21 protein-coding genes and 1 tRNA gene are annotated in these 25,487 nt (G+C 55.0%); 11 read left to right on the top strand and 11 right to left on the bottom strand.

Annotated elements, in window-relative coordinates; all coding sequences use genetic code 11:
- The first annotated feature begins 109 nt into the window (after positions 1-109).
- On the top strand, positions 110-700 hold the full coding sequence (locus JT718_RS10860) for a hypothetical protein (RefSeq protein WP_205502584.1): 591 nt from the start codon (positions 110-112) through the stop codon (positions 698-700).
- A gap of 164 nt (positions 701-864) precedes the next feature.
- Here JT718_RS10860 and JT718_RS10855 read toward each other — a convergent pair whose 3' ends face one another.
- Entirely contained in the window at positions 865-1,227 is a 363-nt protein-coding gene (locus JT718_RS10855) for a tellurite resistance TerB family protein (protein ID WP_240337040.1), read from the bottom strand.
- 370 nt (positions 1,228-1,597) lie between these two features.
- Here JT718_RS10855 and pfkA point away from each other — a divergent pair, with 370 nt between their 5' ends.
- Positions 1,598-2,569 (top strand): 6-phosphofructokinase, encoded by a 972-nt coding sequence (gene pfkA / locus JT718_RS10850; RefSeq protein ID WP_205502581.1) that lies wholly within the window; start codon positions 1,598-1,600, stop codon positions 2,567-2,569.
- 100 nt (positions 2,570-2,669) lie between these two features.
- On the opposite strand, the gene miaA is transcribed toward pfkA, so the two are convergent.
- Positions 2,670-3,590 carry a tRNA (adenosine(37)-N6)-dimethylallyltransferase MiaA gene (miaA, locus tag JT718_RS10845; protein WP_205502579.1) on the bottom strand — a complete coding sequence of 307 codons (921 nt, stop codon included), beginning with the start codon at positions 3,588-3,590 and terminating at the stop codon, positions 2,670-2,672.
- Entirely contained in the window at positions 3,587-4,708 is a 1,122-nt protein-coding gene (locus JT718_RS10840) for a glycosyltransferase (protein ID WP_205502577.1), read from the bottom strand. Before JT718_RS10840 ends, miaA begins: the two co-directional genes overlap by 4 nt.
- Before the next feature lie 130 nt (positions 4,709-4,838).
- Between JT718_RS10840 and JT718_RS10835 the strand changes: the two genes are divergently transcribed.
- Genes JT718_RS10835 through JT718_RS10815 form a run of 5 tightly spaced genes read left to right on the top strand, consistent with a single transcriptional unit; the run spans position 4,839 to position 13,117 of the window.
- Complete coding sequence (locus JT718_RS10835; RefSeq protein ID WP_205502575.1) at positions 4,839-10,124, top strand: PAS domain S-box protein; 5,286 nt, start codon at positions 4,839-4,841, stop codon at positions 10,122-10,124.
- Positions 10,125-10,126: 2 nt separating this feature from the next.
- On the top strand, positions 10,127-10,504 hold the full coding sequence (locus JT718_RS10830; protein WP_205502574.1) for a response regulator: 378 nt from the start codon (positions 10,127-10,129) through the stop codon (positions 10,502-10,504).
- 20 nt (positions 10,505-10,524) lie between these two features.
- Positions 10,525-10,803: a hypothetical protein gene (locus JT718_RS10825; RefSeq protein WP_205502572.1), complete on the top strand. Its 279-nt coding sequence runs from the start codon at positions 10,525-10,527 to the stop codon at positions 10,801-10,803.
- Complete coding sequence (locus tag JT718_RS10820) at positions 10,800-11,561, top strand: MBL fold metallo-hydrolase (RefSeq protein WP_205502570.1); 762 nt, start codon at positions 10,800-10,802, stop codon at positions 11,559-11,561. Before JT718_RS10825 ends, JT718_RS10820 begins: the two co-directional genes overlap by 4 nt.
- A 2-nt stretch (positions 11,562-11,563) precedes the next feature.
- Positions 11,564-13,117 carry an NFACT RNA binding domain-containing protein gene (locus JT718_RS10815; RefSeq protein ID WP_205502569.1) on the top strand — a complete coding sequence of 518 codons (1,554 nt, stop codon included), beginning with the start codon at positions 11,564-11,566 and terminating at the stop codon, positions 13,115-13,117.
- A gap of 231 nt (positions 13,118-13,348) precedes the next feature.
- Here the strand turns inward: JT718_RS10815 and JT718_RS10810 are convergent, their stop codons facing one another.
- Positions 13,349-13,930, bottom strand: coding sequence for a hypothetical protein (locus JT718_RS10810; protein ID WP_205502567.1), 582 nt, complete (start codon positions 13,928-13,930; stop codon positions 13,349-13,351).
- A gap of 572 nt (positions 13,931-14,502) precedes the next feature.
- Positions 14,503-14,585, bottom strand: a tRNA-Leu gene (locus tag JT718_RS10805).
- Positions 14,586-16,125: 1,540 nt separating this feature from the next.
- Between JT718_RS10805 and JT718_RS10800 the strand changes: the two genes are divergently transcribed.
- From JT718_RS10800 to JT718_RS10790, 3 genes are all read left to right on the top strand, one after another.
- Positions 16,126-16,926, top strand: coding sequence for a DUF1206 domain-containing protein (locus JT718_RS10800; protein ID WP_240337039.1), 801 nt, complete (start codon positions 16,126-16,128; stop codon positions 16,924-16,926).
- Between the two features lie 165 nt (positions 16,927-17,091).
- Positions 17,092-18,021: a PhzF family protein gene (locus JT718_RS10795; protein ID WP_205502565.1), complete on the top strand. Its 930-nt coding sequence runs from the start codon at positions 17,092-17,094 to the stop codon at positions 18,019-18,021.
- Positions 18,011-19,330, top strand: coding sequence for a metal-dependent hydrolase family protein (locus JT718_RS10790; RefSeq protein WP_205502563.1), 1,320 nt, complete (start codon positions 18,011-18,013; stop codon positions 19,328-19,330). The genes JT718_RS10795 and JT718_RS10790 overlap by 11 nt, the downstream gene beginning before the upstream one ends.
- Positions 19,331-19,420: 90 nt before the next feature.
- Here the strand turns inward: JT718_RS10790 and JT718_RS10785 are convergent, their stop codons facing one another.
- From JT718_RS10785 to JT718_RS10760, 6 genes are all read right to left on the bottom strand, one after another.
- On the bottom strand, positions 19,421-20,305 hold the full coding sequence (locus tag JT718_RS10785; RefSeq protein WP_240337038.1) for a hypothetical protein: 885 nt from the start codon (positions 20,303-20,305) through the stop codon (positions 19,421-19,423).
- Positions 20,306-20,643: 338 nt separating this feature from the next.
- Positions 20,644-21,333: a DUF2461 domain-containing protein gene (locus JT718_RS10780; RefSeq protein WP_205502562.1), complete on the bottom strand. Its 690-nt coding sequence runs from the start codon at positions 21,331-21,333 to the stop codon at positions 20,644-20,646.
- A gap of 175 nt (positions 21,334-21,508) precedes the next feature.
- On the bottom strand, positions 21,509-22,348 hold the full coding sequence (locus JT718_RS10775; protein WP_205502560.1) for an anti-sigma factor: 840 nt from the start codon (positions 22,346-22,348) through the stop codon (positions 21,509-21,511).
- A 2-nt stretch (positions 22,349-22,350) separates the two neighbouring features.
- Positions 22,351-22,896, bottom strand: coding sequence for an RNA polymerase sigma factor (locus JT718_RS10770; protein WP_240337037.1), 546 nt, complete (start codon positions 22,894-22,896; stop codon positions 22,351-22,353).
- A gap of 204 nt (positions 22,897-23,100) precedes the next feature.
- On the bottom strand, positions 23,101-23,865 hold the full coding sequence (locus JT718_RS10765; protein ID WP_205502558.1) for a YdcF family protein: 765 nt from the start codon (positions 23,863-23,865) through the stop codon (positions 23,101-23,103).
- Positions 23,866-23,954: 89 nt separating this feature from the next.
- Positions 23,955-24,179, bottom strand: coding sequence for a DUF2905 domain-containing protein (locus tag JT718_RS10760; RefSeq protein WP_205502556.1), 225 nt, complete (start codon positions 24,177-24,179; stop codon positions 23,955-23,957).
- Between the two features lie 277 nt (positions 24,180-24,456).
- Between JT718_RS10760 and kdsB the strand changes: the two genes are divergently transcribed.
- Positions 24,457-25,203: a 3-deoxy-manno-octulosonate cytidylyltransferase gene (gene kdsB / locus JT718_RS10755; RefSeq protein WP_205502554.1), complete on the top strand. Its 747-nt coding sequence runs from the start codon at positions 24,457-24,459 to the stop codon at positions 25,201-25,203.
- Positions 25,204-25,487 lie beyond the last annotated feature (284 nt).

Below are 25,487 nucleotides of genomic sequence, written 5' to 3'. Positions count from 1 at the left end.
CCCAAAACAGCGCCAATGCCAACGGCCTCCCCAACATTGCGTACTGCTAGGTAAACCATGTAGCATGCGTATGACCCGTGTTCTGAGTGTAAGCCTTTGCCTAGCCCTTTTGAGTTGTTCCCCCAAAAAAGACCCCGAAGACCTGGCGGTGGTGCCGGTCACGGCCGACTCCCTGGAAGAAGTAGTGGATTCGGTGGCCAACGTGCGCGAAGACGGCACCGCCACCGCCTCCACCCCGCCCCTTGACGTGAAGCAGCAGCTGCCCGCCGAGCTGGAAGTGCACCTGGACCGCACCCACGGCCTGTGGCAACTGCCCGTGCTCACCGACCAAGACATACAGCGCGTGCCCCCCGAAGAGCAGGGCCCCTACTACCTGGAGGCTGATTTCAACGGCGACCGCCAGAAAGACTACGCCATTCAGTTGCTGGAGCGGGACTCCGCCTTTGTGTATGCGTTTATCAAGGAAAAGGATGATTTCAAAGAGTACCTGCTGGAGCGGCACCAGCTCTTTGACATTGCAGGCAAACAACGCAGCATCAGGTACCTGACTCTGGCCAAAAAGAACGGCAAGTACTATGATTACACCACCCGCAAGTCCATGACCATTCCGCAGGACGGCATCTCAGTGGGAGCCGAGAACTACACCGCCACCTATGTCTGGGAAAAGAGTGGTTTCCGGAAGTTTGAGACGGGAGACTGATCTGTACTCCCTGGCAAGCTTGTTGGGATGGGCGGCGCGCCGGGCCATAAGGGCTGCTGGCCCGCTCCGGCGCGGTTTGGCAGAAGTCTCTGAAAAGTAGCCCTTAAACGGACGAGCCGGCAACGGCCTGCGCCCGGAGTGCAAAAACTGGGAGGCGCTGGGGGTTAAAGCTCCAGGAAACTGATAGCTTCGTTCTTGATTTCTTCGCGGCTCAGGCCGTCTTTTACGCCGGTGGTGATCTTTTTCACCAACACGCCCACCACCGCCTTCCTGAACCCCATCTTGGTGGCAATGTCAATGCAGAAGTCCATCTCGCTGTCGTCCACAATGCCATCGGCCAGCATCATCTCCACCAGGTCGTAGATCTGGTCAAAGCGGTCCAGATCATTGTTGGGCATGCTCAGTTTCACGTTGTGGCAGTCGGCCAGCAGGGCTTTCACGTCCTGGGCCCGCATGCCCTTGCGCTCGCCAATAGAGACAATGTGTTCCATTTCGGCTGCATCAATATGCCCGTCAATTTTAGCCAAAGCCCCAAGATTAACAATATGGCTCTTGAGCCGTTTTGTCTCCTCACTCTCAAAAATTGAAAACATAGAGTAACTGAATTGGTGATGATCAGATAAATTTCCCCCGGTTGCATTACCTTTGCACGAATTGTTGCACAAGGAAAATTGCACCGTATAATTTACGGAAACCGCAGGAATTCGCTGCACCCTTGCCAGAAAACTATAGAAATTTTTCTGGACGCCCGTTTTTCTGCCGTTTTTCTAAAAAAAGCCTTGTTTTAGAGATTGCCCCCGGCAATTCAGCGGGCCCGCCCAGCGGGAACTAGCCGCCACAAAAACTTGGGAATTGTATGGTATTACATTACTTTGTGGCTCCGTATAAGAAGTTAAGATGAAGAAAATAGCTGTTTTTACGTCTGGGGGAGATGCTCCCGGCATGAATGCCTGTATCCGCGCCGTGGTGCGGACGGCAGTTTACCATAAATTAGAAGTGTACGGAATTGGCCGTGGGTACAACGGCATGATCCAGGGAGAGATCTACCGGCTGTTCTCCCATTCCGTGAGCAATATCATCCAGAAGGGCGGCACCATCCTTAAGTCGGCCCGCTGCATGGAGTTCCAGACGCCCGAGGGCCGCAAGCGGGCCTTTGAACAAATCTCCAAGTTCGGGATTGAGGGCATTGTGGCCATTGGCGGAAACGGTACCTTCACCGGGGCGCAGATTTTCTACGAGGAGTACGGCATTCCCATCATCGGCTGCCCCGGCACCATTGACAACGACCTTTACGGCACCGACTATACCATTGGTTATGACACCGCCGTGAACACCGCCCTAGACGCCATTGACAAGATCAGAGACACCGCCGACAGCCACGAGCGCGTGTTCTTTGTGGAGGTGATGGGCCGCGACTCTGGCTACATTGCCCTGCCCTGCGCCATTGGCGGCGGGGCCGAGATGGTGATGATCCCCGAGACCATCACGTCTATGGCTGAGGTGATTGAGACCCTGCAGCAAGGCTGGCGCCGGTCCAAGACCTCGTTCATCATTATTGTGGCCGAGGGCGATGACGAAGGCGGCGCCACCGAGATTGCCGCCAAGGTGAAAGAGGCGCTGCCGCAGATGGACGCTAAGGTAACCATCATTGGGCACGTGCAGCGCGGGGGCCGCCCCACCGCCGCCGACCGCCTGCTGAGCAGCCAGATGGGCATGGCCGCCGTAGAGGGCCTGATTGCCGGCCGCACCAACGAGATGGTGGGCGTGATCAACGGTGAGCTGGTGTACACCCCTTTCCATGACACCATCACCAAAAAGAAACCCATCAGCGAAAGCTTCCTGCGTTTGGTAGAAGTGCTGAGCGTGTAAGCTTCCCCACTTCCGTTAAGAACCTGAAAGGTGTTTAGGGGCCGTTTTCTGCAAAACGGCCCCTAAACACCTTTTTTTCATGGGAAGAGGTTGGGAGCAACTACCCCTTTTGGGCCATTTCCTGCCGGATGTAGGCGAGCACCTCATCAAACTGCTCCGGGTGAAACCAGCGGATGTCCTGGTCGCGGGTGAACCAGGTGAGTTGCCGCTTGGCGTAGCGCCGGCTGTTGCGCTTAAGCAGCCGCACCGCCTCCTCAAAAGGGTACGCCCCGTCTAGATACGCAAACAGCTCAGAGTACCCCACGGTCTGCAGGGCCTGGTGTTGTCGGTAGGGCAGCAGGCGCTTCACTTCTTCCAGCAGCCCCTGCTCCAGCATGAGGTCCATGCGTTGGTTGATGCGGTCATAGAGTTCAGCCCGGTCGCGGTTCAGCCCGATTTTTATGAGTTGGAAGTCCCGCTCCCGTTCGGCACTTTTGGTTCTGAAGCTGGAGTAAGGCTGTCCGCTGCTCAGGCACACCTCCAGGGCGCGCACCACCCGCTGCGGATTCTGCGGGTCTACCTGACCGGCGTACTCCGGGTCAAGTTGCTGCAATTGGGCCACCAGACTGGGCAAGCCCTCCTGCGCCAAGCGCCAGGTCAGCTCCTCCCGGATGCCGGGCAAGATCTCCGGCATCTCGTCCAGGCCTTCGCACAGCGCCCGCACGTACAAGCCCGAGCCGCCCGTGGCGATGACCACCTCGTGCGTCTGGAACAATTCCTGGAGCAGGCGCAGGGCATCGGCCTCAAAGGCTCCGGCGTTATACTCTTCCAGAATAGAATGCGAGTCAATGAAATGGTGCACCACGCCACCCTGCTCCTGGGGGCTGGGTTTGGCCGTGCCAATGCTCATTTCCCGGAAGAACTGCCGGGAGTCCATGGAGATGATCTGGGTCTGGAAGTGGCGCGCCAGCTGCACGCAGAAATCGGTTTTGCCCACGGCCGTGGGGCCCACCACCACCACTAAGAAGTTTCTTTTGTTCATGTAAATTGTGCGTAAAGGTCTACCAGCCGGTGCGCCTCCTGCTCCCAGCACCATTCTTCGCGGGCCAGCAGGCAGTTTTGCCGCAGTTGGTGGTAGGTTTCGGGGTTGTGGAGCAACGTTAGCAGGGCGGCGCGCACTTCCTCCACACGTAGGGGAGTGAGCAGGGCCACCCGGTGCCGGGCATTGAACCGTTGGTACTCGGGGAAAGAGACACACACCTGCGGAATACCAGCTTGTACGTAGTCAAAGAATTTGTTGGCCAGGGAGTAGTAGTAGCTGAGGCCCTGGTGCTCCAGCAGCATGATGCCCGCCCGGGCCGCCGCCGTGAGCCGGGCCAGTTCGGCGGGAAGCACGTTGCCCGTGAACGTGACCTTGTCCTCCACCCCCAGTTGCCGGGCAAGGGCCTGCAACCGCTCTTCTAAAGGGCCTGCCCCGCAGATCATGAGGCGGGCGGGCACCTGCTGCAGGGCTTCCAGGGTAATTTCCAGGCCCCGGCCCTCGTTGAGGGCTCCCTGGTAAATAAAGTAAGGCGGCTCCTGCCCCTCTGTAACGACAGTGGTCTGGCGCCGGGGCATGTTCCTTACCAGGCCTACCTTGCGGCGGTAGCGCTCCTGAAAATACTGGGCCAGGGATTCGCTCACGGTGTAGGCCAGTTGGGCCTGGGCAAAGGCCTGCCGCTCCCAGTACGCCCAGACCTTTTTTACCAGCGGCCGGTGCACCACTTCGGGCATCTCGGGGAACAGCTCGTGGGCGTCATACACCAGCGGTTTTCTGCGTACGCGGGACGCGAAAACCCCGGCCAGGGCCGTGTCGGCGTCTACGGTTCCAATCAGGTCGTAGGGCTGAAAGAGCAGCCACCAGAGCAGCCGCAGGTTGTACTCCAGGTAAAAGAAGGGGCCTTTCAGGAAAAAGCACCGGAGGCGGTGCTGCCTGTAGGGGGCCGGCTGCAGGGCGGGCGAATGGGGTAACTCCCGGCCCACCAGGGTCACGTCAAAGCCCGCCTGGGCCAGGGTACCGGCAATCCGCTGCATCCGCTGGTCGTGGCTCAGGTGGGTGGTAACCGTAAAGACAATGGATTTGCCCATGTTGCTGCCTGCCAGGCAAGGAACCCGGGCCATGCTGTCAAGCCCGCTCCTTCCTTTCTGTATAATGGATTTTTAAGTTATTTTTGCTAAAATAGGGTAAATCCAGCCAACTGTCTTAAAAACTGCGGGCCAATAATCACCAGACACAGCAGACTCACTGGGTATGACAACATTGAATACAACTGTAGAACAGCAAGCGCAGGTTGCGGCGGCAGAACACTTGATTGACTTTGCGGAGCATGTGAGCGGCAGCCGGAAGTGCATCTTTGTCTGTTTGCCAGAGGGTACGCTGCTGGCGGCCAACCAACAGGCCAGGGACTCTTTCTTCGGGGGCGGCGGCTTCGCGGAGGGCCTCAACATCAAGGAACTGCTGGAGGAGGAGTACCAGACTACCTTTGAAAGAAACGTGCGCCTGCTGCGGAATAGAAAGAACGTGAGCGGCTTTATCCGGTCAAAAGACAAGACCCTGGACAGCACCCTGCTGTATTTCAAATCAAGCCTGGTGAAACAGGATGGGGTTGAGCTGCTGTACATCGCGCTGCGGTCGGCCACGGCCGAGGTCATGCCCGTGGGCGACATGTTTGCGTCTGAGTCCAGCTACCGCAGCCTGTTTGAGGAAAGCAGTGACGCGCTCTTCATCCTTGACAAGCGGGGCATGTTCATTGACATTAACAAAGAGGCCCTGCAGATTGCCCAGCTGGAAAAGGAACGGCTCATTGGCAGGAGCGTTTTTCAGGTGTTTGACCTAAACCATGCCGAAAAGATAGGCTTTAAACGGCAGGTGCAGCAGCTAACCGAGGGAAAGCCGCAGCAGTTTGTCTGGTGGCTCAAAACCAAGGACGATACCGTTTTCCCGCTGTCCATTTGCCTCAAGAGCGGCAAGTACTTTGGGCAGGCGGTGGTGCTGGGCTCGGCCAAATTTGTGGAAGACACGCCCCTGCAGCTGGAGAAAGGACGCCAGCGCCAGGAGCAGCAGGAGTTCCTGAACCACCTGTTCCCGCAGTTCGCCAACCTGAAATCTCCCGAGGACATCCTGCAGGTGGTGTTGCAGGAGCTCATCAAACTGCCCGCCATCTGCGGCGGTGGCCTGTACGTGTACCAACCAGCCACCCGCATGGTGCAGCTGGTCACCAGCAAGGGCCAGGAATCTATCCTGCTGCAGGAAAAAAGCGTGCTGGCCCTCTCGCCGGAGTTTCTGCAGCAGCTGGAGAACAAGAGCAAACACAGACCCATTCTGGGGATTTCGCGCAATTTCCAGAATCTGTTCAATAAACGGGAACTGCTGGCCCTGCCCATCTCCACCGACAAGCACTACCTGGCCACCCTGCTGCTGCTGGTAGACGATGCGCAGCACATGACCACCACGCTGGCCGAGTTCCTGAACCACGTGGCCTTTGAGGTAAGCTCTTACCTGTCCCGGTTTGAGCTGCGCCAGGAGCTGCATTACTCAGAAGGCAAATACAAGACTTTGTTTGAGTCTTCCAACGACGCCATCTTCCTGCTCAACAACACCCAGATTGCCGACTGTAACTTCCAGGCCACGGTTTTGCTGGACTGCGACAAGCCCCACATCATTGGCAAGCGCCTGGCCGACTTCTCGCCCGGCCTGCAGGCCGACAACTCCTCCTCGGTGGAAAAATCGCTGCAGATCATTGAGAACACCGTGCTGGACGGCCAGCCCCGTAGCCTGGAGTGGCGCATAGAGAAGACAGACGGCACCATCATAGACAGCGAGATCAGCTTCAGCGCCATCCAGCTGGAGGGCGTGAGCTTTGTGCAGTGCATTGTGCGCGACATCACCTCGCGCAAAGAAGCCCAGGCCCTGATCCGCCGCCAGGAGGTACTCCGCGAGTCCATGCACCAGTTCCGCACGTTCCTGAGCCAGGTGAACCTGGCCTACGTGAGCATGGACCTGGACCTGCGGGTGGTGTACGTGAACGACTATTTCCTGCAGTACACCGGCTACAAACGCGAGGAGGTGGTGGGCCAGAACTACTATGACCTGTTTGTGCCCGAAAAAGAGCGGGCCATGCGCATTCAGGAGATCAAGAAAGCCGTGCAGAACCAATCGCTGCGCAGCTACTATGAGTGGGACCTGATCACCAAGTCCCAGTCGGTGAAGATCCTGCGCTGGAACATCATGTTTGAGATGGACGCCGAGGGCCTGGTAATTGGCATCACCGCCGTGGGCAAGGACATGACCGACAAGCGCATTGCCATGGAAGCGCTCAAAGACAACAAGATCAGGCTGCAGGACTTGTTTGACAACGCCCATGACCTGATCCAGAACATTTCCACCGACAATAAATTCATCTTCGTGAACCGGGCCTGGAAGGAAAAGCTGGGCTACAATGACTTTGACATTGAGAATCTTACCCTCAATGACATTGTGCACCCTTACTACAAGGCCAAGCTAATTTACCAGCTGCGCAACCTGTACAAAGGCGAAGATGTGAACAAGATTGAGACGGTTTTCCTTACCAAGAGCGGCAAGCCCATTCACCTCATTGGCAGTATCAACTGCAGTTGGCAAGACGGCAAGCCCATTGCCACCCGCGCCATCCTGCACGACATCACCGACCGCATCAAGGCCGAGCGCCTGCAGAAGGTGTATTACAGCATTGCCAACCTGGCCATCAGCTCCAAAGATTTACCCTCTTTGTACAGCGCCATCCACCGCGAGCTGAGCAAGATCATTGAGACCCACAACTTCTACATCGCGCTGTTTGATGAGGAGAAAGACCTCATCAACTTTGTGTATTACGTAGACCAGCTGTCCAGCGTGCCCGCTGCCCCCCGGCCTTTCTCCATGGGCATGACCGAGTACATCATTAAGACCGGCAAGCCTTTGTACGCCACCAAAGCCGACTTTATGCGCCTGGTAGACGAAGGCAAGGTGGAGCTGAACGGCGTGGTGCCGGAGGTGATGCTTTCCTCTCCCCTCTCCATTGGCGAGCGCATTATTGGGGTGATTGCCGTGCGCGATTACAAAAACCCCGAGGCTTACGTGAGCACCGACATTGAGATCCTGCACTTTATCTCTAACCAGGTAGCCCTGGCCATTGAGCGGAAACGCAACGAAGAGCAGATCACGCTACAGAACGCGCGGCTGCAAGCCATCTTTGAGAGTGGAAACCACTTAATGTGGTCCATTAACCGGCAGTACCAGCTCACCTCCTTCAATCAGAATTTCTACGGTGAAATTCAGAATTTAACGGGAAACCAGCCTACGCTGGGCCTGAAGCTCAGCGATCTGGTGGGCTCGTTCTTCCGGGAAGATTACGTGAGATTGCTGAAAGAAACTTACGAGGCCGCCTTTGCCGGACAGCCGCAGCAGTTTGAGATTGAGCTGCACCACCCCGACGGCACCAGCGAGTGGCGCGAGGTGCTCCTGAACCCCATTTACCTGCAAGACGGCAGCTTTGAGGACGTCTCGGCGATTGCCCTGGACATCACCGACAAGAAAATCTCCCAGCTGGCCCTGGCTGAGAACGAGGAGAAGTTCCGCCAGATCTTTGAATCGTTCCAGGACCTGTACTACAAGACCGGCATTGAGGGAGACTTCCAGCTGATCAGCCCCTCGGTGCAGGAAGTGCTGGGCTACTCCCAGAGCGAGGCCATGGGCATGAACGTGAGCCAGCTGTATGTGTACCCGCAAGACAGAGACGCCCTGCTGCGCATGCTCTTTGAGCGCAAGAGCGTGCGCAACTTTGAGACCACCCTGCGCACCAGCCAGAACCAGGAGATTGAGGTGCTCATGAACTCGCGCCTGATCCTGAACGCCGACCAGCAACCTGTGGCCATTGAAGGCATCTGCCGCGACATCACCGAGCTGAAGGACACCCAGCGCGAACTCATCAGGGCCAAGGAAGTAGCCGAAAACTCCCTGCAGGTCAAAAACCAGTTCCTGGCCAACATGAGCCATGAGCTGCGCACGCCCATGAACGGCATCATTGGCATGATTGACCTGCTGTACCACTCGGCGGGCAATGACGAGCAGCTAGACTACATTGATACGCTGCGCAAGTCCTCAGACGCCCTGCTGGACATCCTCAACGACATCCTTGACCTTTCCAAGATACAGGCGGGCAAGCTGCAGCTGCATGAGACCGGCATTGACCTGTTCTACGCGCTGGAGAAGATCCACTCGCTGTTTGCCAACCGGGCCCAGCAGAAAGACCTCACCTTTACCTACACCATTGCCCCGGAAACGCCCCGCTACATCATCACCGACGAAACCCGTTTGTTGCAGGTACTGTCTAACCTTACCTCCAACGCCATCAAGTTCACCAACGAGGGCGCGGTAAGCCTGGAGGTAAGCCCCGTGAAAGGCAACGAAGGCCAGCCGCTGCTCATGTTCAGGGTGAACGACTCGGGCATTGGCATCAGCGAGGAAGACATTCAGCTGCTCTTCACCAATTTCACACAGTTGGACAACTCCTCTTCCAAGACGTTTGGCGGTACTGGCCTGGGGCTGGCAATCTCCAAGCAACTGAGCGAACTGCTGGGCGGCGAGATTGGGGTAGAGTCGGTGCCGGGCAAGGGAAGCACTTTCTGGTTCACCATCCATTGCCGCGAGGCCGACAACATCCAGCAGATTCACGAGCAGCTGCATGCGGCCAAGGAGCAGGAAGCTATTGGGTCCTTTAACCCCGCCCCCAAGCTGCTGCTGGTAGATGACAACCAGATCAACCAGAAAGTGGCCGTGAAGCTGCTGGAGCGCATGGGTTGCTACGCCGATGTGGCCTCTAACGGGTATGAGGCCATTGACAAAGCCTGCCAGCAGGACTACGACTTAATTTTCATGGACATCCAGATGCCCGAGATGGACGGGGTTACCGCTACACAGGAACTGAAGAAGCGCCTGGCAGAGAATTGTCCGCCCATCATCGCCATGACCGCCTACTCCATGAAAGACGATGCGGAAAAATTCATTGGGAAAGGACTGGACGACTACATCTCCAAACCGGTGAAGATCACCGACCTGCACAGCCGAATCTTGAAGTGGTTTGGCAACGGCACCACCACGGTGGTCTCAACGGCGGAAGCCCCCGCCCAGGAAACTGCCGCCTCGCCTACCCCCCAGACTTCAGCTGGCAAACGGGAGTTTTCGCTGGACATGAACGTAGTGGACCAACTGAGGAGTCTTGGGGGCGATGACTTTGCGCTGCAGCTCTACGTAGAGTTTGAGGAAGAGACCTCTGAACTGCTGGCCGAGGCTAAAAAAGAAGTAGCCGCACAACATTATGAGGGTATTTTAGGTACACTGCATCAAATCAAGGGTACTGCCTCCACCTTGGGCCTTGACACGGTTTCTACCATCGCCAAAGAGCTGGAACATGACATATTAAAAGGTAAATTAACATTTGTTACCGCCACCTTTTCTGATTTAGAAGCAAGTTTTACTAATTTTAGAGCAAACTATCGAAATAAAATTTTATCGAACTGACCATGGCCGAGCCTAAAACCATTTTAATTGCAGAGGATAGCTCAGTAATTCTGAACCTCACCAAGAAAATTTTAGAACTTCAGAACTACAAAGTAGTGTCGGCTAAAAACGGCGGGGAAGTTCTCAAGAAAGTGCAGGACCAGAAGATTGACGCTATCTTGATGGACCTGAACATTCCGGTGAAGAACGGGATGGAATGCACCAAAGAGATCAGGGCCAACGAAGACCCGCAGATCTCCCAGATTCCTATCATTGCCGTTACGGGCAATGCCAACAACTACACTCTAGAACAATTCAAAGAAGCGGGCATTAACGCGTACCTGCCCAAACCGCTGGATTTTGACATGTTGGTGCAGACCGTAAAAGAGTACGTGCGCTAAGATTATAATTTTTCTGTAGTATGCAGCTGAAGTACACCCGGCCCTTTTTAAACCGGTTAGAAGATATTTTTGCGGAGTCTGAGTATATGCTGCGGTACGAGAAAGGGACTTTCAAGTCGGGCTTCTGCATCTTGAAGGACACCAAAGTAGCGGTAGTGAACAAATACTTCCCCCTGGAGGGAAGAATCAATTGCCTGGTGGAGATTCTGCGGGCGGTTGACATTAACCCCGAGGCCCTGCGCCCCGAAAGCCAGGAACTGTACCTGGCCATTAAAGACCAAACCATAACCTCTGCGTGAAAATCACATTCTTAGGAACAGGCACCTCACAAGGCGTACCCGTCATTGGGTGCGAATGTGAGGTGTGCCGTTCCTTGGATTTCAGGGATAAACGGCTCAGGGTCTCCATTCTGGTGGAAGCGGCGGGCAAAACCCTGGTCATTGACTCGGGGCCTGATTTCAGGCAGCAGATGCTGCGCGAGCGGGTAAAGCGGTTAGACGCGGTCTTGTTCACCCATGAGCACAAAGACCACACCGCCGGCTTAGACGACATTAGGGCCTTCAACTTCCTGCAGCACATAGACATGCCCCTGTACGCCGACCCGCGCGTGCTTACCCAGTTACAGCAGGAGTTCAGCTATATCTTCACCAACACCACTTACCCGGGCGTACCCAAGGTAGAACTAAACCCCATCCAGAACCAGCCCTTTGAGGTGCACGGCATTTCCGTGACGCCCATCCAGGTGCTGCACCACCGCCTGCCGGTGTTCGGGTTCAGGATTGGGGATTTCACCTACATCACCGATGCCAACTTTATCTCAGAGGCAGAGCTGGAGAAGATCAAAGGCTCAAAGGTGGTGGTCCTGAACGCGCTGCGCAAAGAGCCGCACATCTCCCACTTTTCCTTGTCTGAGGCCCTGGCGGTGCTGGAGGAGATTGCACCGGAGCAGGCGTATCTCACCCACATCAGTCACCTGCTGGGCCGGCACCAGGAGGTGGAGAAAGAATTACCGCCCAATGTGAGCCTGGCATATGACGGGCTTGTCCTTACGCTATAACCGTGCACCAGAATTACTATTTTCTTCGTCAGCTGGCCCGGCAACTGGACAGCCACCTGCGGGGCTACACCCTGCAGGCTGCCTTCAGCCAGGAAAAGGATGAGCTCATGCTGGCTTTCTACAAGGGGGAGGAAGAATTTTACCTGAAGGCCATCCAGACGTCTACGTTTTCCAGCCTGCAGTTTCCCAGAACGTTCCACAGGGCCAAACAAAACTCGGTAGACCTTTTCCCCGACCTGCTGCACCAGCAAGTGCTGGAAGTAAGGGCCCACCGGCAGGAGCGCAGCTTTTACATCAGGTTCACCCAGGAACGGGTCTTGCTGTTCAAGCTGTTCGGTAACCGCTCCAACGTGGTCTTGTTTGTGGACGGCGAAGCCACCGAGCTCTTCCACCGGAAGCTTTCCAAGGACCTGGAGCTGGATTACCGGCAGATGGACAGAGATGTTCTACTGGACAAGGAGCTGTTTCTGGAGCAGCCCCAAAATCTCCGGAAACTGCTGCCCACCCTGGGCGAGGTGCCGGGGCTTTACCTGCAGGAGAAGGGCTATGACACGCTCTCGCCGGAGGAACAGTGGGAACAGGTGCAGGAGATGGTAGCCCTGCTGGAAAACCCCACCGCCTATTACCTCACTTATCTCCACAAACAGTTCCGGCTTTCTCTGCTGCCCGTGGGGGAAATCCAGGAAACGTGGGCCGATCCTATCTCGGCGCTGAATGCCTTTGTGCCGCAGTACAGGGCGCAGGAGTACTTTCAGAAGAACTACTCCGCCGTTCACCGGCAACTCAGCAAGCAACTGGACGGCGCGCAGAAGATCTGGTGGCAAATACAGGAACAGCTGGAAAAGTGGGACCACGGCACGCCCTACGCCCAAACCGCGGATATCATCATGGCCAACCTGACCAATATCCCGCCGGGCAGCAAAGAGGTGGAGCTGTATGACTTCTACCATGACACCCACCGGCTGGTTTCGCTCAAATCTACCGAAACGCCCCAGAAAACGGCCGAGCGGCTGTACAAGAAAGCCAAGAACCAGAAGATTGAGCACCGGCTCTTAGAAGAAAGGGCCGCCCGCAAGGAGCAGGAGGTTACCCGCCTGAGCGCCCTGCTTCAGCAACTGGAAAGCATAGAGACGGCCCCACAACTCAGGACGTTCCTGAAGCAGAACGCCCCCAGCCAGGCGGTGACGCAGGTAGATCTCCCCTACCACACGTTTGAGCTGATGGGCTTCAAGATCCTGGTGGGCAAAAATTCGAAGGCCAACGACAAGCTCACCCTGAAGCATACCCACAAAGACGACCTCTGGCTGCACGCCAAGGATGTGCCCGGCTCGCACGTGGTTATTAAGTATCAGGCGGGCAAAGCGTTCCCTGCGCCGGTACTGGAGGCCGCCGCCCAACTGGCGGCCTTTTACTCCAAGCGCCGGAATGACAGCCTCTGTCCGGTGCTGTACACGCCTAAAAAGTACGTCAGGAAGGCCAAAGGTGCGGCCCCTGGGTCGGTGATTGTGGAGCGCGAGAAAGTGCTGCTGGTAAAGCCCGAAAACCCGTTCAGGTAATCTTTGGACGTGTAGGGGGCGGCGCCTGTTTTAGGCTTCTTTTTGCGAAATCAGCCTAAAAATAGGGTGAACCCTCATGTTTCTTCTCCCTAACTAGAGCGGCTATATTGAAAATGGCGCTTCTATTGTCAAGGCTGTTTGAATTTCAGGTCTACAGCCTCTACTGGGTAATACCCTAAAGGAAAGCCCCACCTGCTGTGAGCAGGTGGGGCTTTCCTTTAGTAATGATTTCTAATCTCTCTCGTCTCGGTAAGTAAAGGTACCAGAATACCCCCCTTTCGCGGTCTTCCCGTTTTCAAGGGTTACATCAAATTCTACGGTATAGTTTCTGTTGTTACCTCCCGACACCTTTACGGTTCCGCCGGTCACTCCTAACTCCTCATCCTGCTCATCTAAGATATTGTCATTGTTGGTGTCTGTCACAACAAGGGCATCTTCAAATACATGCTTATTCTCGTTCCCCGCATCATTATAGTTCTGAACGAAGCTGAAAGTGCCGGTTTTGAATTCTGAAGTACCTGGTGACAAGAGTTCCGCAAACAATACAATTTTGCTATTTACTACTTCAAAATCGTTGTTGCTGGTTGTGATTGTTCCGTCAGTTATATAGAAGTCATAGTTATAGTGATTGTCACTAGGACCATAATCTTCCACCAAACCACTTTTCATAGAGTAGGTCGTTCCGTTATAGACCACCTTGTTATCGGTGTTAGGGGAAACCTCTTCTTCGTCGTCGTCAGAGCAGGAGACAAACGTAAAGCCTGCCAAGACAGCAAGGCAAAAGCACTTGAGGGAGTAGAAGCGATTATTCATAGAAATACAATTAGGAGTGATTGTAAAGGCTCCAAAGATATAGCTATTCTGCCCCGCAGGCTATACCCAGAAATAGGTATCCTTGACCTTTCCATGATGCTAAGAACGCCCTCTGCTCATATCTGGTACCATGCGCTAATCTTCATACACCATAACGCCTACCACAATAATTACCGTAGTCCTCCGGCAAACTTAAAAGACCCGATAATGGAGTTTAACTTAGCAAGTAGCAAAAGGTACCGAACGCCCCACAGGGATGGGGACAGGTTAGGTTGGATTAGGGCAGTTTAAGCCTATAGTGCATGCTTTTCCAAGCAATGTTGGCATCCAGGAACAAACACTCAACTTCACCAGGCACCAACCAATAGCTCCCTCTCCCATTTGTCCTGCTAGGCATTTCCCCTTTAGTAAGAGCGTTATTGCCAGGATAAACTAGCGGCTAAACGCTAGAGAGAGTTGCAAAAAGATTCTTCTAATGTATTTCTGAGGCAAACCCCTAGTGAGCGCATTACGGACCTAAAAGAAAAAAGCCTTGCAACTCATAAAGTTACAAGGCTTCAAACACAACTAAGTGCGCGCGGGGAGATTCGAACTCCCACGCCCGTAGGGCACCACCCCCTCAAGATGGCGTGTCTACCAGTTTCACCACGTGCGCAGTTTCCAAACAAGGCTTTTCCTTATTGGTGGTACAAATGTATTGCATCCTTTTATTTTCTGCAAATGCTTTTCAAAACTTTTCCGCCTTTTGAGACTGGCCGGCCCAGTCGTACGCTCGTCCCCCCATTACTTTCCCTGAATATGTATTACGAGGTAACTATTCATACCGCATTAAATTAGCCAACCTAGGCGACTTACAATGGTAAACTATATTACTTTTTATATCTACTAAATTGAGATTCTCAGGCCTAATTTACACTGATTTAATTTTGAATCACATCCAAAACATAAGCACAAAACCCTACCAGAAATTAGAAGCATCAACTAAGCTTACCTTCACCACGTACACAATTATTCAATTTCCCATCTTAACATTATATCAACTCAAAATTCATAATTACTTAACACATACATAAAACATTAATCCTTACAATAAGGAACAAACACTACTATCTAGTTCATAAAACAGCAATTGATATTTCAAATAATTTTCACCACTTCATTAAGAAAATACAATCAATCACAACAAACTATATATCATTATACTTAATCCAACCAAATACAGGAAGCATTACTTAATTAAGGGTAACCATGCATAAAATAGAATCCTTGTTATTCTAATTTCGATTCAAATCACTATTTCATTCTCATAACTCAACCATGCACAAAAAGGAGTCTCTTATATTAACATACTAGTAATCCAACAAGCCATACACTTTATTCAATCTACTAACACATCAACTTATTTTCATACAAGTATTGGTTCAATATCCGTGTTTTTACAAACACTTAACTATATATTGTTTTAATAATTACAACAAAATTGTAAAAAGAAGCTCATAAACGTTCTGTTCCATTCAACATATATGCATCAAAATAACACCTATAACATAACAAATCACCACCAAGCTTTATGGCACATTTACCAGAAATACAGTAAAAATGCTTTTCATAACTGCTAAAACTTATACCCGTCAAACAAAGTAAACCTATCCCTTACAAACTTCGTATTACCTAAGCATGTCCGTGTATGGGTCTTCTACACCTTCGGTAGGTCTCAACCAACAGGAAAAAGTCATTCAGTTTCATGCACCATCCAAAACCTAAGCTTCCTTTAGATTTATCTTAAAGCAGAATTTATCATAGACTGCAATACAATAAAGGTCTTCAGTTGATTATATGACTTTACCTTAAAGGGAGCTTCAAGCAGAGTTTACACATGCCCAAGCAGGTTGAGTTGGCTAGCTGGTAAGTGAGAGCATGATGGCACACCCCAATGCTAATATTTTTATCAATCTCCTTGTTCTATATAAGTTATCTGGCTTTTGTTTTTGCTTAAATATTTAATTCTGAAAACAGGTCAACAATTACTCTAGTTTTAACATCAATTTCAAACGTGCTAAAAGCGAGCCAGAACCAAAGATACAAAATCCATTAACTAGCCATTTATTTTAACAAGACTACCACATATCCGTTCAAGCACAACATACAACAAGAGCTCAATCTATCTGGATAAAAGCACCCGTTATAACCAACTCATGGATCAACAGAATAAGCGTAGAATTGAATCATTTGCAAAGGCCGGGTACGTAGCCAAGGGCGTGGTATATATTTTGGTGGGCGTGTTAACCGCCATGGCTGCGTTTGGGTTAGGCGGACAGAAATCCTCTAATTCAGAGGCGCTCGTACAAGTGAAAGAACTACCCGGGGGTGGTTTCCTGCTGGGAATTTTAGCGGCAGGACTAGCAGGCTATAGCGTATGGAGATTGATTCAGGCTATAAAAGACACCGAACAAAAAGGAACTTCGGCGAAGGGCATTGGCAGAAGAGTGGCCTATGCGTTCAGCGGATTATTGTATGGTTCGTTGGCGTTTCTGGCCCTCAGAATTGGCATGGGCAATGGGGGAAATACCAGTGGAGGCAGCAAAGAGAAAATGGTAATAGCCGAACTACTGGACAAACCAATGGGCAAGTATCTGGCCATCTTGATAGGCTTAATTACCATTGGAAACGGAGCCTACCAGTTAAAAAAGGCCATCACTGGTTCCTTCATGAAAGAGGTCAGGCATTTACCTGCCGGACAGTTTAATTTATTAAAAAGAGCCGGCCAAGCGGGGTTTGCCTCCCGCGGAATTGTGTTCAGCATTATTGGTTTTTTGTTTGTACGGGCAGCGTGGCTGCAGCGCCCCCAGGAGGCAGAAGGCACCAAAGGAGCCTTTACTTTTCTGCAGACCTCCCCCTTCGGTGACCTGCTCCTGGGCATCGTTTCCCTGGGTCTGATTGGGTACGGCGTGTTCATGTTTGTGCAAGCCAGATACAGTGACATATCCATTGACTGAGGCCACCCCGGATCCCTGCTGCTGACTTCCCCCTGCCCCGCTGCCTCCCACAGCGTACCTTCCGGCCCCTAGAGAAGGCACCTGCTTCAAACCCGAGCCTGCAAAACTTCGGCCTGGCCGCTGCCCAACGCCGCGCATGTGCCAGATACTTGCTATCTTTTGGGCATGCACACCTTACCGTTCTATATTGTAGATGTATTTGCCAATGCTCCCTACAAGGGAAATCAGTTGGCCGTTTTCCGGCAGGCCCAGGGGCTTTCCACCCACCAGATGCAGCAGATTGCCCAGGAGATTGGCTTCGCTGAGTCCTCCTTCATTCTTGAAGACCAACCTACTCCAGCAGGCTTTGAGGCCCGGTATTTCACCGTGGAGTACGAGGTTCCCTTCGCGGGGCATCCTACCCTGGGTACCGCCTTCGTCATTCAGCAGTTCCTGGTGCGGGAGCCTGTGGCTGAGGTAAACCTGCGGTTAAAAGTAGGCCAGATTCCGGTGTCTATTGGGTATGAAGGCACTTCCCCCCACTTTCTGTCCATGCGGCAGATCAACCCAACGTTCGGGGAACCCTTGCCCAAAGAGGAACTGGCGGCCCTTTTTCACCTTCCCCCGGCGGCCCTGCACCCCCACTTTCCCGTGCAGGAAGTGTCCACCGGGCTGCCCTTCCTCCTTATCCCGCTCCAGAGCCTGGCGCAGGTGCGGCAACTCCAAGCCGAGCCACAGCAGGTGCAAGCCTTCCTGGAAAAGCACGGCCTGTACAAAACGCAACGCGCAGATGGGCTTTCGGTGGCCTTTTACTTCTTCTGCCCCCAAACCTACGCCCCCGAGCATCAGCTCAACGCGCGCATGCTGGCCCTGGAGAACGGCCGCCTTATTGAAGATGCCGCCACCGGCAGCGCCAACGGCTGCCTGCTGGCCTACCTGCTCAAACACCGGTACTATGCCTCAGAAGCGGTAGAGCTGCTGGTAGAGCAGGGCTACGAGATCAACCGCAATGCCACCATCAAACTGAAAGGCCAGAAAACCGGTGAGCACCAGTATGAACTCCTGGTCGGCGGCCAGGTGCAACTCATCGCGAAAGGAGAATGGTATGTACGGTAAGATCCTTAGCCCCCTTCGGGTAACCGGGTGGAAGCTCCTCTGTATCCTCTGGGTAGGTATTTTCCCGTTTAGGGGCAGTTTCGCGCAAAACAGCCCTAAAACAGACTCGGTGTACGTGCTCAGGCCAAGTCAGGTGTTTGACGGCCAGGACCTGCACCAGGACTGGGTAGTGGTGGTACAGGGCGAAAGGATCACTGCCGCCGGCCCTGCCGCCAGGGTATCGGTTCCCCCTGGGGCCCGCACCATTGCCCTGCCCGGCCAAACACTCTTACCGGGGCTAATTGAGGGGCACGCCCACCTGCTGCTGCACCCCTACAACGAAACTTCCTGGAACGACCAGGTCCTGAAGGAGGCCGATGCCCTGCGCGTGGCCCGCGCCACCGTGCACGCCCGCAACACGCTGCTGGCCGGCTTCACCACGGTGCGTGACCTGGGCTCTGAAGGCGCCGAGTACGCCGATGTGGGGCTGAAGCAAGCCATTGACCAGGGCATTATTCCAGGTCCGCGCATGCTGGTGGCCGGCAAGGCCATCATTGCCACGGGCAGCTACGGACCCAAAGGCTTTGACCCCGCGTTTGAGGTGCCCCAGGGCGCCGAGGCCGCCGATGGCATAGACAACATCACCCGGGTGGTGCGGGACCAGATAGGCAAGGGCGCCGACCTGATCAAGGTTTACGCCGATTACCGCTGGGGCCCCAACGGCGAAGCCATGCCCACCTTTACCCTGACCGAGCTGAAACTGATTGTGGAGATTGCCGGCAGCAGCGGCCGACCGGTAGTGGCGCACGCCAGCACGCCCGAGGGCATGCGCCGCGCGGCAGAGGCGGGGGTAGAAACCATTGAACACGGCGACGGCGGCACTCCCCAGGTGTTTAAACTGATGGCCAGAAAAGGCGTGGCCCTCTGCCCCACCCTGGCCGCCGGCGATGCCCTTCTGCAGTACAACGGCTGGCGCAAAGGGATAGACCCCGAGCCCGCCCGCATCATCCAGAAACGGGCCAGTTTCAAGGCAGCCCTGGCCGCCAAGGTGCCCCTCAGCGTGGGCGGTGACGTGGGAGTTTTCCCCCACGGCGACAATGCCCGCGAGCTGGAACTGCTGGTGGCCTACGGCATGCCCGCCCTGGACGTACTCCGGGCCGCCACCTCCGGCAACGCCAGGATATTTCACTTAGACAACCGCCTGGGCAACGTAAAAGAAGGCTTGCTGGCGGATCTGATTTCCGTAGCCGGAGACCCCACCAAAGACATCTCCGCCCTGCGGCAGATACGGCTGGTGATGAAAGGCGGCCAGCTTTACCGGCAGCCCTAACCCAACCTAGCAGTTCAAAAGCAGAAGCCGTTTTGGAGCCGAATTTCAAGATTCAGCCCCGAAACGGCTTCTGCGGTCTAGAATCAGCCCTTACTGAACCACCAGCGCCAGATGCGTACCGGCGGGGCTAACGGCCAAGCGGGTAATGTTCCTGATGCCATGCTTGCTCAGGTCGGCGAACTCTTCCCAGCGGGGATCCTGGCCCGGCCGGTAAGTAAACAGCCTGGCGCCCTGGGCCATCAAGAGCCTTCCATCGGGGAGCCAGGCAAAATCCTGACTGCCGGGCAGGGCCTGGATCAAGGTCTGCTGGTCTCCGGTCCTCAGGTCTACCTGCTTAATCTGGGCAATGGAGTCTGACAAGGGCACCAGGTAGCTCATGACCGGCCGGCGGGGCACCTTCTGCAGGCTGCGGCCAATGGATTCTTCCAGTTTCACCGGCGCTCCGCCCGAGGGCCTCACCAGGTACATGCCCATTGGCGGCTGGCGGGGAAAGGCGGCCACCACCAGGGTGTCGGGGCTGTACCAGGCATGGTAGCCAATCAGCTGGGGCATTTGCACCAGTACAGCAGGTTCACCGGTGCCCGGTTGCAGGGGGAAACGCCAGAGATGCTGCTCTTTGCCGCGCACCACGGAGAAGGTTTTGCCGTCTGGGGTCACCAAAGGCGAGTACTCGGCCTCCGGCGTGGCGGTTAGTTGCTCGGTCTTTTTGCTGGCCAGGGAGTACCGGTAAATATCGGTCTGCTGCCCGTCTTGCTGCGAGGTGTACAAAATAGACTTGCCGTCTGGGGTAAAACTGGGCTGGTTGTCATAGCCCGGCCGTTGGGTGATGTTCAGGGGCGTTCCTACCTGCAGGCCTTGCTTCTGCTTTTTCACCGGCACCAGGAAGATCTCGGTATCGGGCATGGCCTGCCCCCAGGCGTTCCCCACCATCAACCCTAGCCCCAGCAGCAGCGCACTCTTTTTGATTTTTCTCATGGCTTTGGTATGCAGACAAGCTGCTTAATTTAACATATTATTTGAGCTAAGAACAGCAACCATCCCCCGCCGGTAGCCCGAGCTTGCTTTTAGACCGAAGTGTTCCAAAAGCTACAACGGACCTTGGTGGCTCTTCCCCCTTTATGGCGAACTCAGCCTAGCAGTAAATTAGCACTTCGGCCTGAATTATCCCATAGTTGTGGCGGGTAGCGCCCCCCTGGTCGTTGCGAGATCGCTGCCAGGACCGCCGTAAAAACAAAGCGCCTCCCTTTTAAGAAAGGAGGCGCTTTGCCCTGGTGGGTTTTAGGGCCGTTTTAAGGAAAACCAGCCAGAAACGCTTACACTTCTTCGGCCTTCAGGTCCTGCATGGGGCGCAGGAAGAAGTCGTTGAGCGGCTTTACGGCCTTCATGGCTCCCAGGCACTCGTCGTAGAGGCGTTCACTGGTTACCACGTCATCGGGGAGCAGGTAGGTGGTGTTCCAGCTTTTATGCCGAAGCAGGTCAATGGCCGGGTTCTCGCCGTCGTAGCCTTTGGGGTTGGTTTTGAGCTTCTCCCCGCTCAGGCCGCCGTAGTACTTCTTGAACGCCGGGGCGTTCAGGATTGCCTTCAGCTCCTCGTAATTGTAATCAATTTCCTGGCGGATAGCCTTCAGCTCCGGGGCGGGCGGCATCCAGACACCACCGGCCAGGAAAGACCCGTCGTTGGGGCTGATGTGCAGGTAGAAGCCCGGGTTGATGGTCTTGCGGCCGCCTTCGGCCATGTACGCGCAGATGTGCTCTTTGTAGGGCCGCTTGTCTTTGGAGAACCGCACGTCGCGGTAAATGCGGAACAGCAGGTCTTTGGCCTCCTGCCCTTCCAGGGCCGGCTCAAACTGCACGGCGCCCTGCAGCAGGGTTTTGAGGAAAAGGATAAAGTCCTGGCGGGCGGCCTCGTACCGGTTGCGGTTCTTCTCAAACCACTCCCGGTGGTTGTTCTCGCGCAGGTCCCGGATAAAGTCCAGGGTAGATTGGTCTAGGTATTTTTTCATGTAGATCGCTTTGGCTGGCAAACGCCGGCGGAAGAACACGCGGGCGCAAAAGTAAGTTCGTCCCGCAGGTTTCCAGGAGATAACGCCCGGGGCGGATGGAAAGTCTGTTTTGGGGCACTTTTCAGGAAAACCGAGCTAAAACGAACCTCAGGCCGGCCTTCTTCCCTGAGGCCTGTTACCTGCCAGGGCTGGTACCCATCACGTACATCTGCTCCAGGGTAGGGTTCACGCTGCCGCCCTCGGGCTCCAGGGTCACGGCAAAAGCCTGAGCTTCGGCCACGGTTTTCATGCGCTGCAGGGTGCTGTCGGCCGGTTTCACCAGGCCGGCATCCACGGGTTTGCCCTTCGCCAGGGCCCAAAGCTGGTACTGCCGGCCGGTGGGCGCCTGGGGCAGGCCAGAGGCGTCAAAGTACACTTCCTTGGTCTCTTGGTTCCAGAACACGGTGGCCTGGGCCCCGGGGTGCTGCTCCACGCCTTTCAGCGGCACGGCCAGCGTATTGGGGTTACGGAGCACGCCCAGCAAATTCTCTGACTGAAGGTTGCGCTGCTCCAGTTGGTGCACCTGCAGGGCATACTGGCGAGAGTCCTGGCGGGCCAGGGCCAGCGCAGAGCGGGTGTTCTGCAGGGTGCTGTACAGGAACACATTGGCACCCACGCTCAGCACCAGCAAAACCGCCGCCGCCATCTGCCACCAGCGGTTGGCAGGCTGCAGGTTGGTGGGCCCCGCCACGGGGGAATCAAAGGGCAGCACCCGCCCTTGCGGATGCGCTGTTTCCGGGCGCGGGGCTGTCACGGCCTCCATCTGCCGGATGATATGGTCTTCCAGTTCAGGGCGCGGGGCTTTGGCGTGGGTTAAGGCATACGCCTCCATGGCGCGCAGGCACTCCTCCAGCGCCAGGCGCACCTGCGGATGTTGCGCGGCCATCTGGTCTACCTCTGCGCTTTCGGCGGGGGTTAGCCCACCAGCCGCGTAGAGTTCCAGCACTCCTGAGTCTATGTACTCCTGTATGTTCAACGCTATTTAATTAGTTTGCTCAAGAATTTAAGGGCCATGCGGGCGCGGGTTTTCACCGTACCCAGCGGGATATTCAGCTCCTCGGCCACTTCGCTCTGCGTGAATCCGTTAAAGTACATCAAATCTATGATTACTTTTTGATCTGGGTTCAATTGTTCGGTCATTTCCTGCACGCCTATGTGGTCTGGCCTGATTCCCTCGCTGCTCTCCAGGTGGCGCGTAACGGTATTCTCCATGGGCTGTGTCCTGGAACTTACGCGGTACTGCTTGGAGCGGATTTTGTCAATGGCCAGATTGCGGGCGATGTTGAGCATCCAGGTGAACAGGCGACCCTTCTGCTCATCATAGGTGGAGAAAGCAGACCAGATTTTCACGAAGCTTTCCTGCAACACGTCCTCGGCTACCTCTTCCTGCTTGACAATACGAAGGATGACCCCGTACAGCGCGGCCGAGTAGTTGCGATAGAGAAGAGTGATTGCTTTCTGGTCCTGGGCCCGCAACTGGGCCACCAGCTTCTCTTCCGATGAAAGATGTGAGGTTGTATCCAACAAATATAGGCGTTAAGGCATACACATTGCAGCGCAAGCCGTGGAGACTAAGCCGGGGGAACTCGCCGTTTCGGGGCTTTGCGTTACTCATAACAAGCCCGTGGGCCGATTGTTTTGAGAGTTTTCACCATTCAAGGCCCACCCGAAACTCCGTATTCTACGCAACTAACCCCAACAGGTTAGCGGTCTTTGGCAGGGCAGGCCTCAGGCGTAGCCCAACACCTTGTAGGTGAGGTAGCCCACCCACTCATGGATCAGGCGCGACCACTTCCAGAGGGCCTCCGCATCGGGGATGAGCAGATCATCGGGGTAGAAGCTGCGGTCGTGCGTCTGGAAATCGGCGGGAAAGGGGTCTACCGGCAGGCCGGCTTTCTCAAAGCAACCCTGGGCCCGCCGCAGGTGAAACGCCGAGGTAATGAGCAGCAGCCTTTGGCCCTGCGGTTGGGTGCCCAGCAGCTCTTTGGTAAACAAGGCGTTCTCGCGGGTGTTGCGGCTGCGCTCCTCCAGCAGAATAGCGTGCCGGGGAACCCCTGCGTACAGGGCCGTTTGCTGCAGGTGGCGGGCTTCGGTCCTGGCTACGTCTTTGATGGCCCCCGACCCGCCCGAGATGATGATCTTCTGCAGCTTGCCCATTTTGTAGAGCTGGATGGCGTCCAGGATGCGCTCGGCCCCTTCGCCGTAATGCACCCGGTCGTGCGGCGATTTGTTGGGCTCTGTGACGCCGGTGAGCACAATGACCGCGTCATACTGTTGCACTTGCCGCATTAAGACCGGCGCGGGCTCCCAGGCCAGCCAGGCCTCGTTGACCAGGAACGGATTGGTGAAGAACAGGAGCAGCAGGATGCCGGCCGCGTAGGCCTTCCGCTTTTTAGCGGGATTTTTGAAAACCAGCCCCAAAACAAGCAGGGCTATGATCCACAGCAAGGGGGAAATGAGGTACTGGAGCAGTTTAGACAGCAGAAAGAACATAGCAGGCACAAGCCACCAGAGCGCCGGAACAAGAACCCCACGGCTCCGGCCCGGGCAGGCGTTGGTGGAAGAAGGTTAAGGGCAAACAACTACCCAAAGAAACGCCGGATAACCCAAAGCACCAAACTGAGCAGCAGGCTAAGCAGCAGCATGGTGGTGAACGGGGCGAAGACCTTGAACCCCGGGCGTTCTACCCGCACATCGCCGGGCAAACGGCCAAACCAGTCTAACCGGGGACCAGCCAGCCAGATCACCAGGCCAACAACGGCTATGAGTACTCCCAGCACTACCAAAAACTTTCCTATGGGCTGCATCTGCGCAATCAGGTTAGGTGAACGATAGATACGATACTTGCTGCTTTTACGCGAAGCCACCCAACCCGGTCGCTCCTTTTTAGCGGGCCATCCGCGTAAGTAAGCCTATCGTTGCTGATTGGCACACCTTACGTTTCTAAAGCATTTCCTGCAAAACAGCCTAAAATCGGGGGTGCGGGTTGATGGGTTTTGCCCCGTACATCTGAAAATTAAATACCTTTACCGCGCAATCAAAAGTACCCCAAGCAATCTATTCTCCACCTCACTCCTTTGCCCTATGAAAGCCGTTGGTATCATTCCTGCCCGTTTCGCCTCAACCCGTTTCCCTGGCAAGCCGCTGGTGATGCTAGACGGGAAATCCATGATTGAGCGGGTGTATGCGCAAGCCCAACAGGCCCAGCTTCAGGAGGTAGTAGTGGCTACCGATGATGAACGCATCTACCAGCACGTGCTGGCGTTTGGGGGCAAGGTGGTGATGACCGCCCCGCACCACCAAAGCGGCACCGACCGGTGCCAGGAGGCATGTTCCCAACTTCCGGAGGCTTTTGACGTGGTGGTGAACATCCAGGGCGATGAGCCTTTTATCCAGCCCGAGCAGATAAACAAGGTTATCGGCTGCTTTGCCCAACCCCAGGCGCAGATTGCCACGCTCATTAAACCGGTACAGTCGGAGGAGGAACTGTTTAACCCCAACAGCCCCAAGGTAGTGATCGGCGCGCAGCAGCAGGCCCTTTACTTCAGCCGGCATCCTATTCCGTACCTCCGGGGCGTGGAGCAGCAGGCCTGGCTGGGGCAGCACCCGTTCTACAAACACATCGGCATCTACGGCTACCGCCGCGCGGTGCTGGCAGAATTGACGCAGCTACAGCCTTCGGCCCTGGAGAAAGCAGAGTCGCTGGAGCAGCTTAGATGGCTGGAACACGGGTTTACGATTGTCACGGCTGTGACGGAGTTGGAGACCATTGGGATTGATACGCCTGGTGATGTGGAGAAGGCCTTAGCGTACTTACAGACGTTTAAATAGGATTTAAGTCTTGGGCTTAGCTGATGGAGACTTCGTGGAAGCTTTTTTATTCTAGCCTGAAAAGTAGCTTGATTTTTTGCTGTAAGTGGCGGTTTGCCGTTTGGCCAAGGGCTGTTGCTTTTGTCAGTTATCGCTGGCGTGGGGTCGTTTGGCTATAGATTTTTGGATTTGTTGGCTATCGCTGGCGTTTCTGCCGCTTGTCTATGGACTTATGAATTTCTGTGCTTTCGCTGGCGTAGCTTTCGCTTGTCTATGGATTCATGAGCTGTGTTGTTGCATAGCTA

Source organism: Rufibacter psychrotolerans (genome assembly GCF_016924645.1).
Taxonomy (GTDB): Bacteria; Bacteroidota; Bacteroidia; order Cytophagales; family Hymenobacteraceae; genus Nibribacter; species Nibribacter psychrotolerans.
This window is presented reverse-complemented; position numbering and strand designations above follow the sequence as displayed.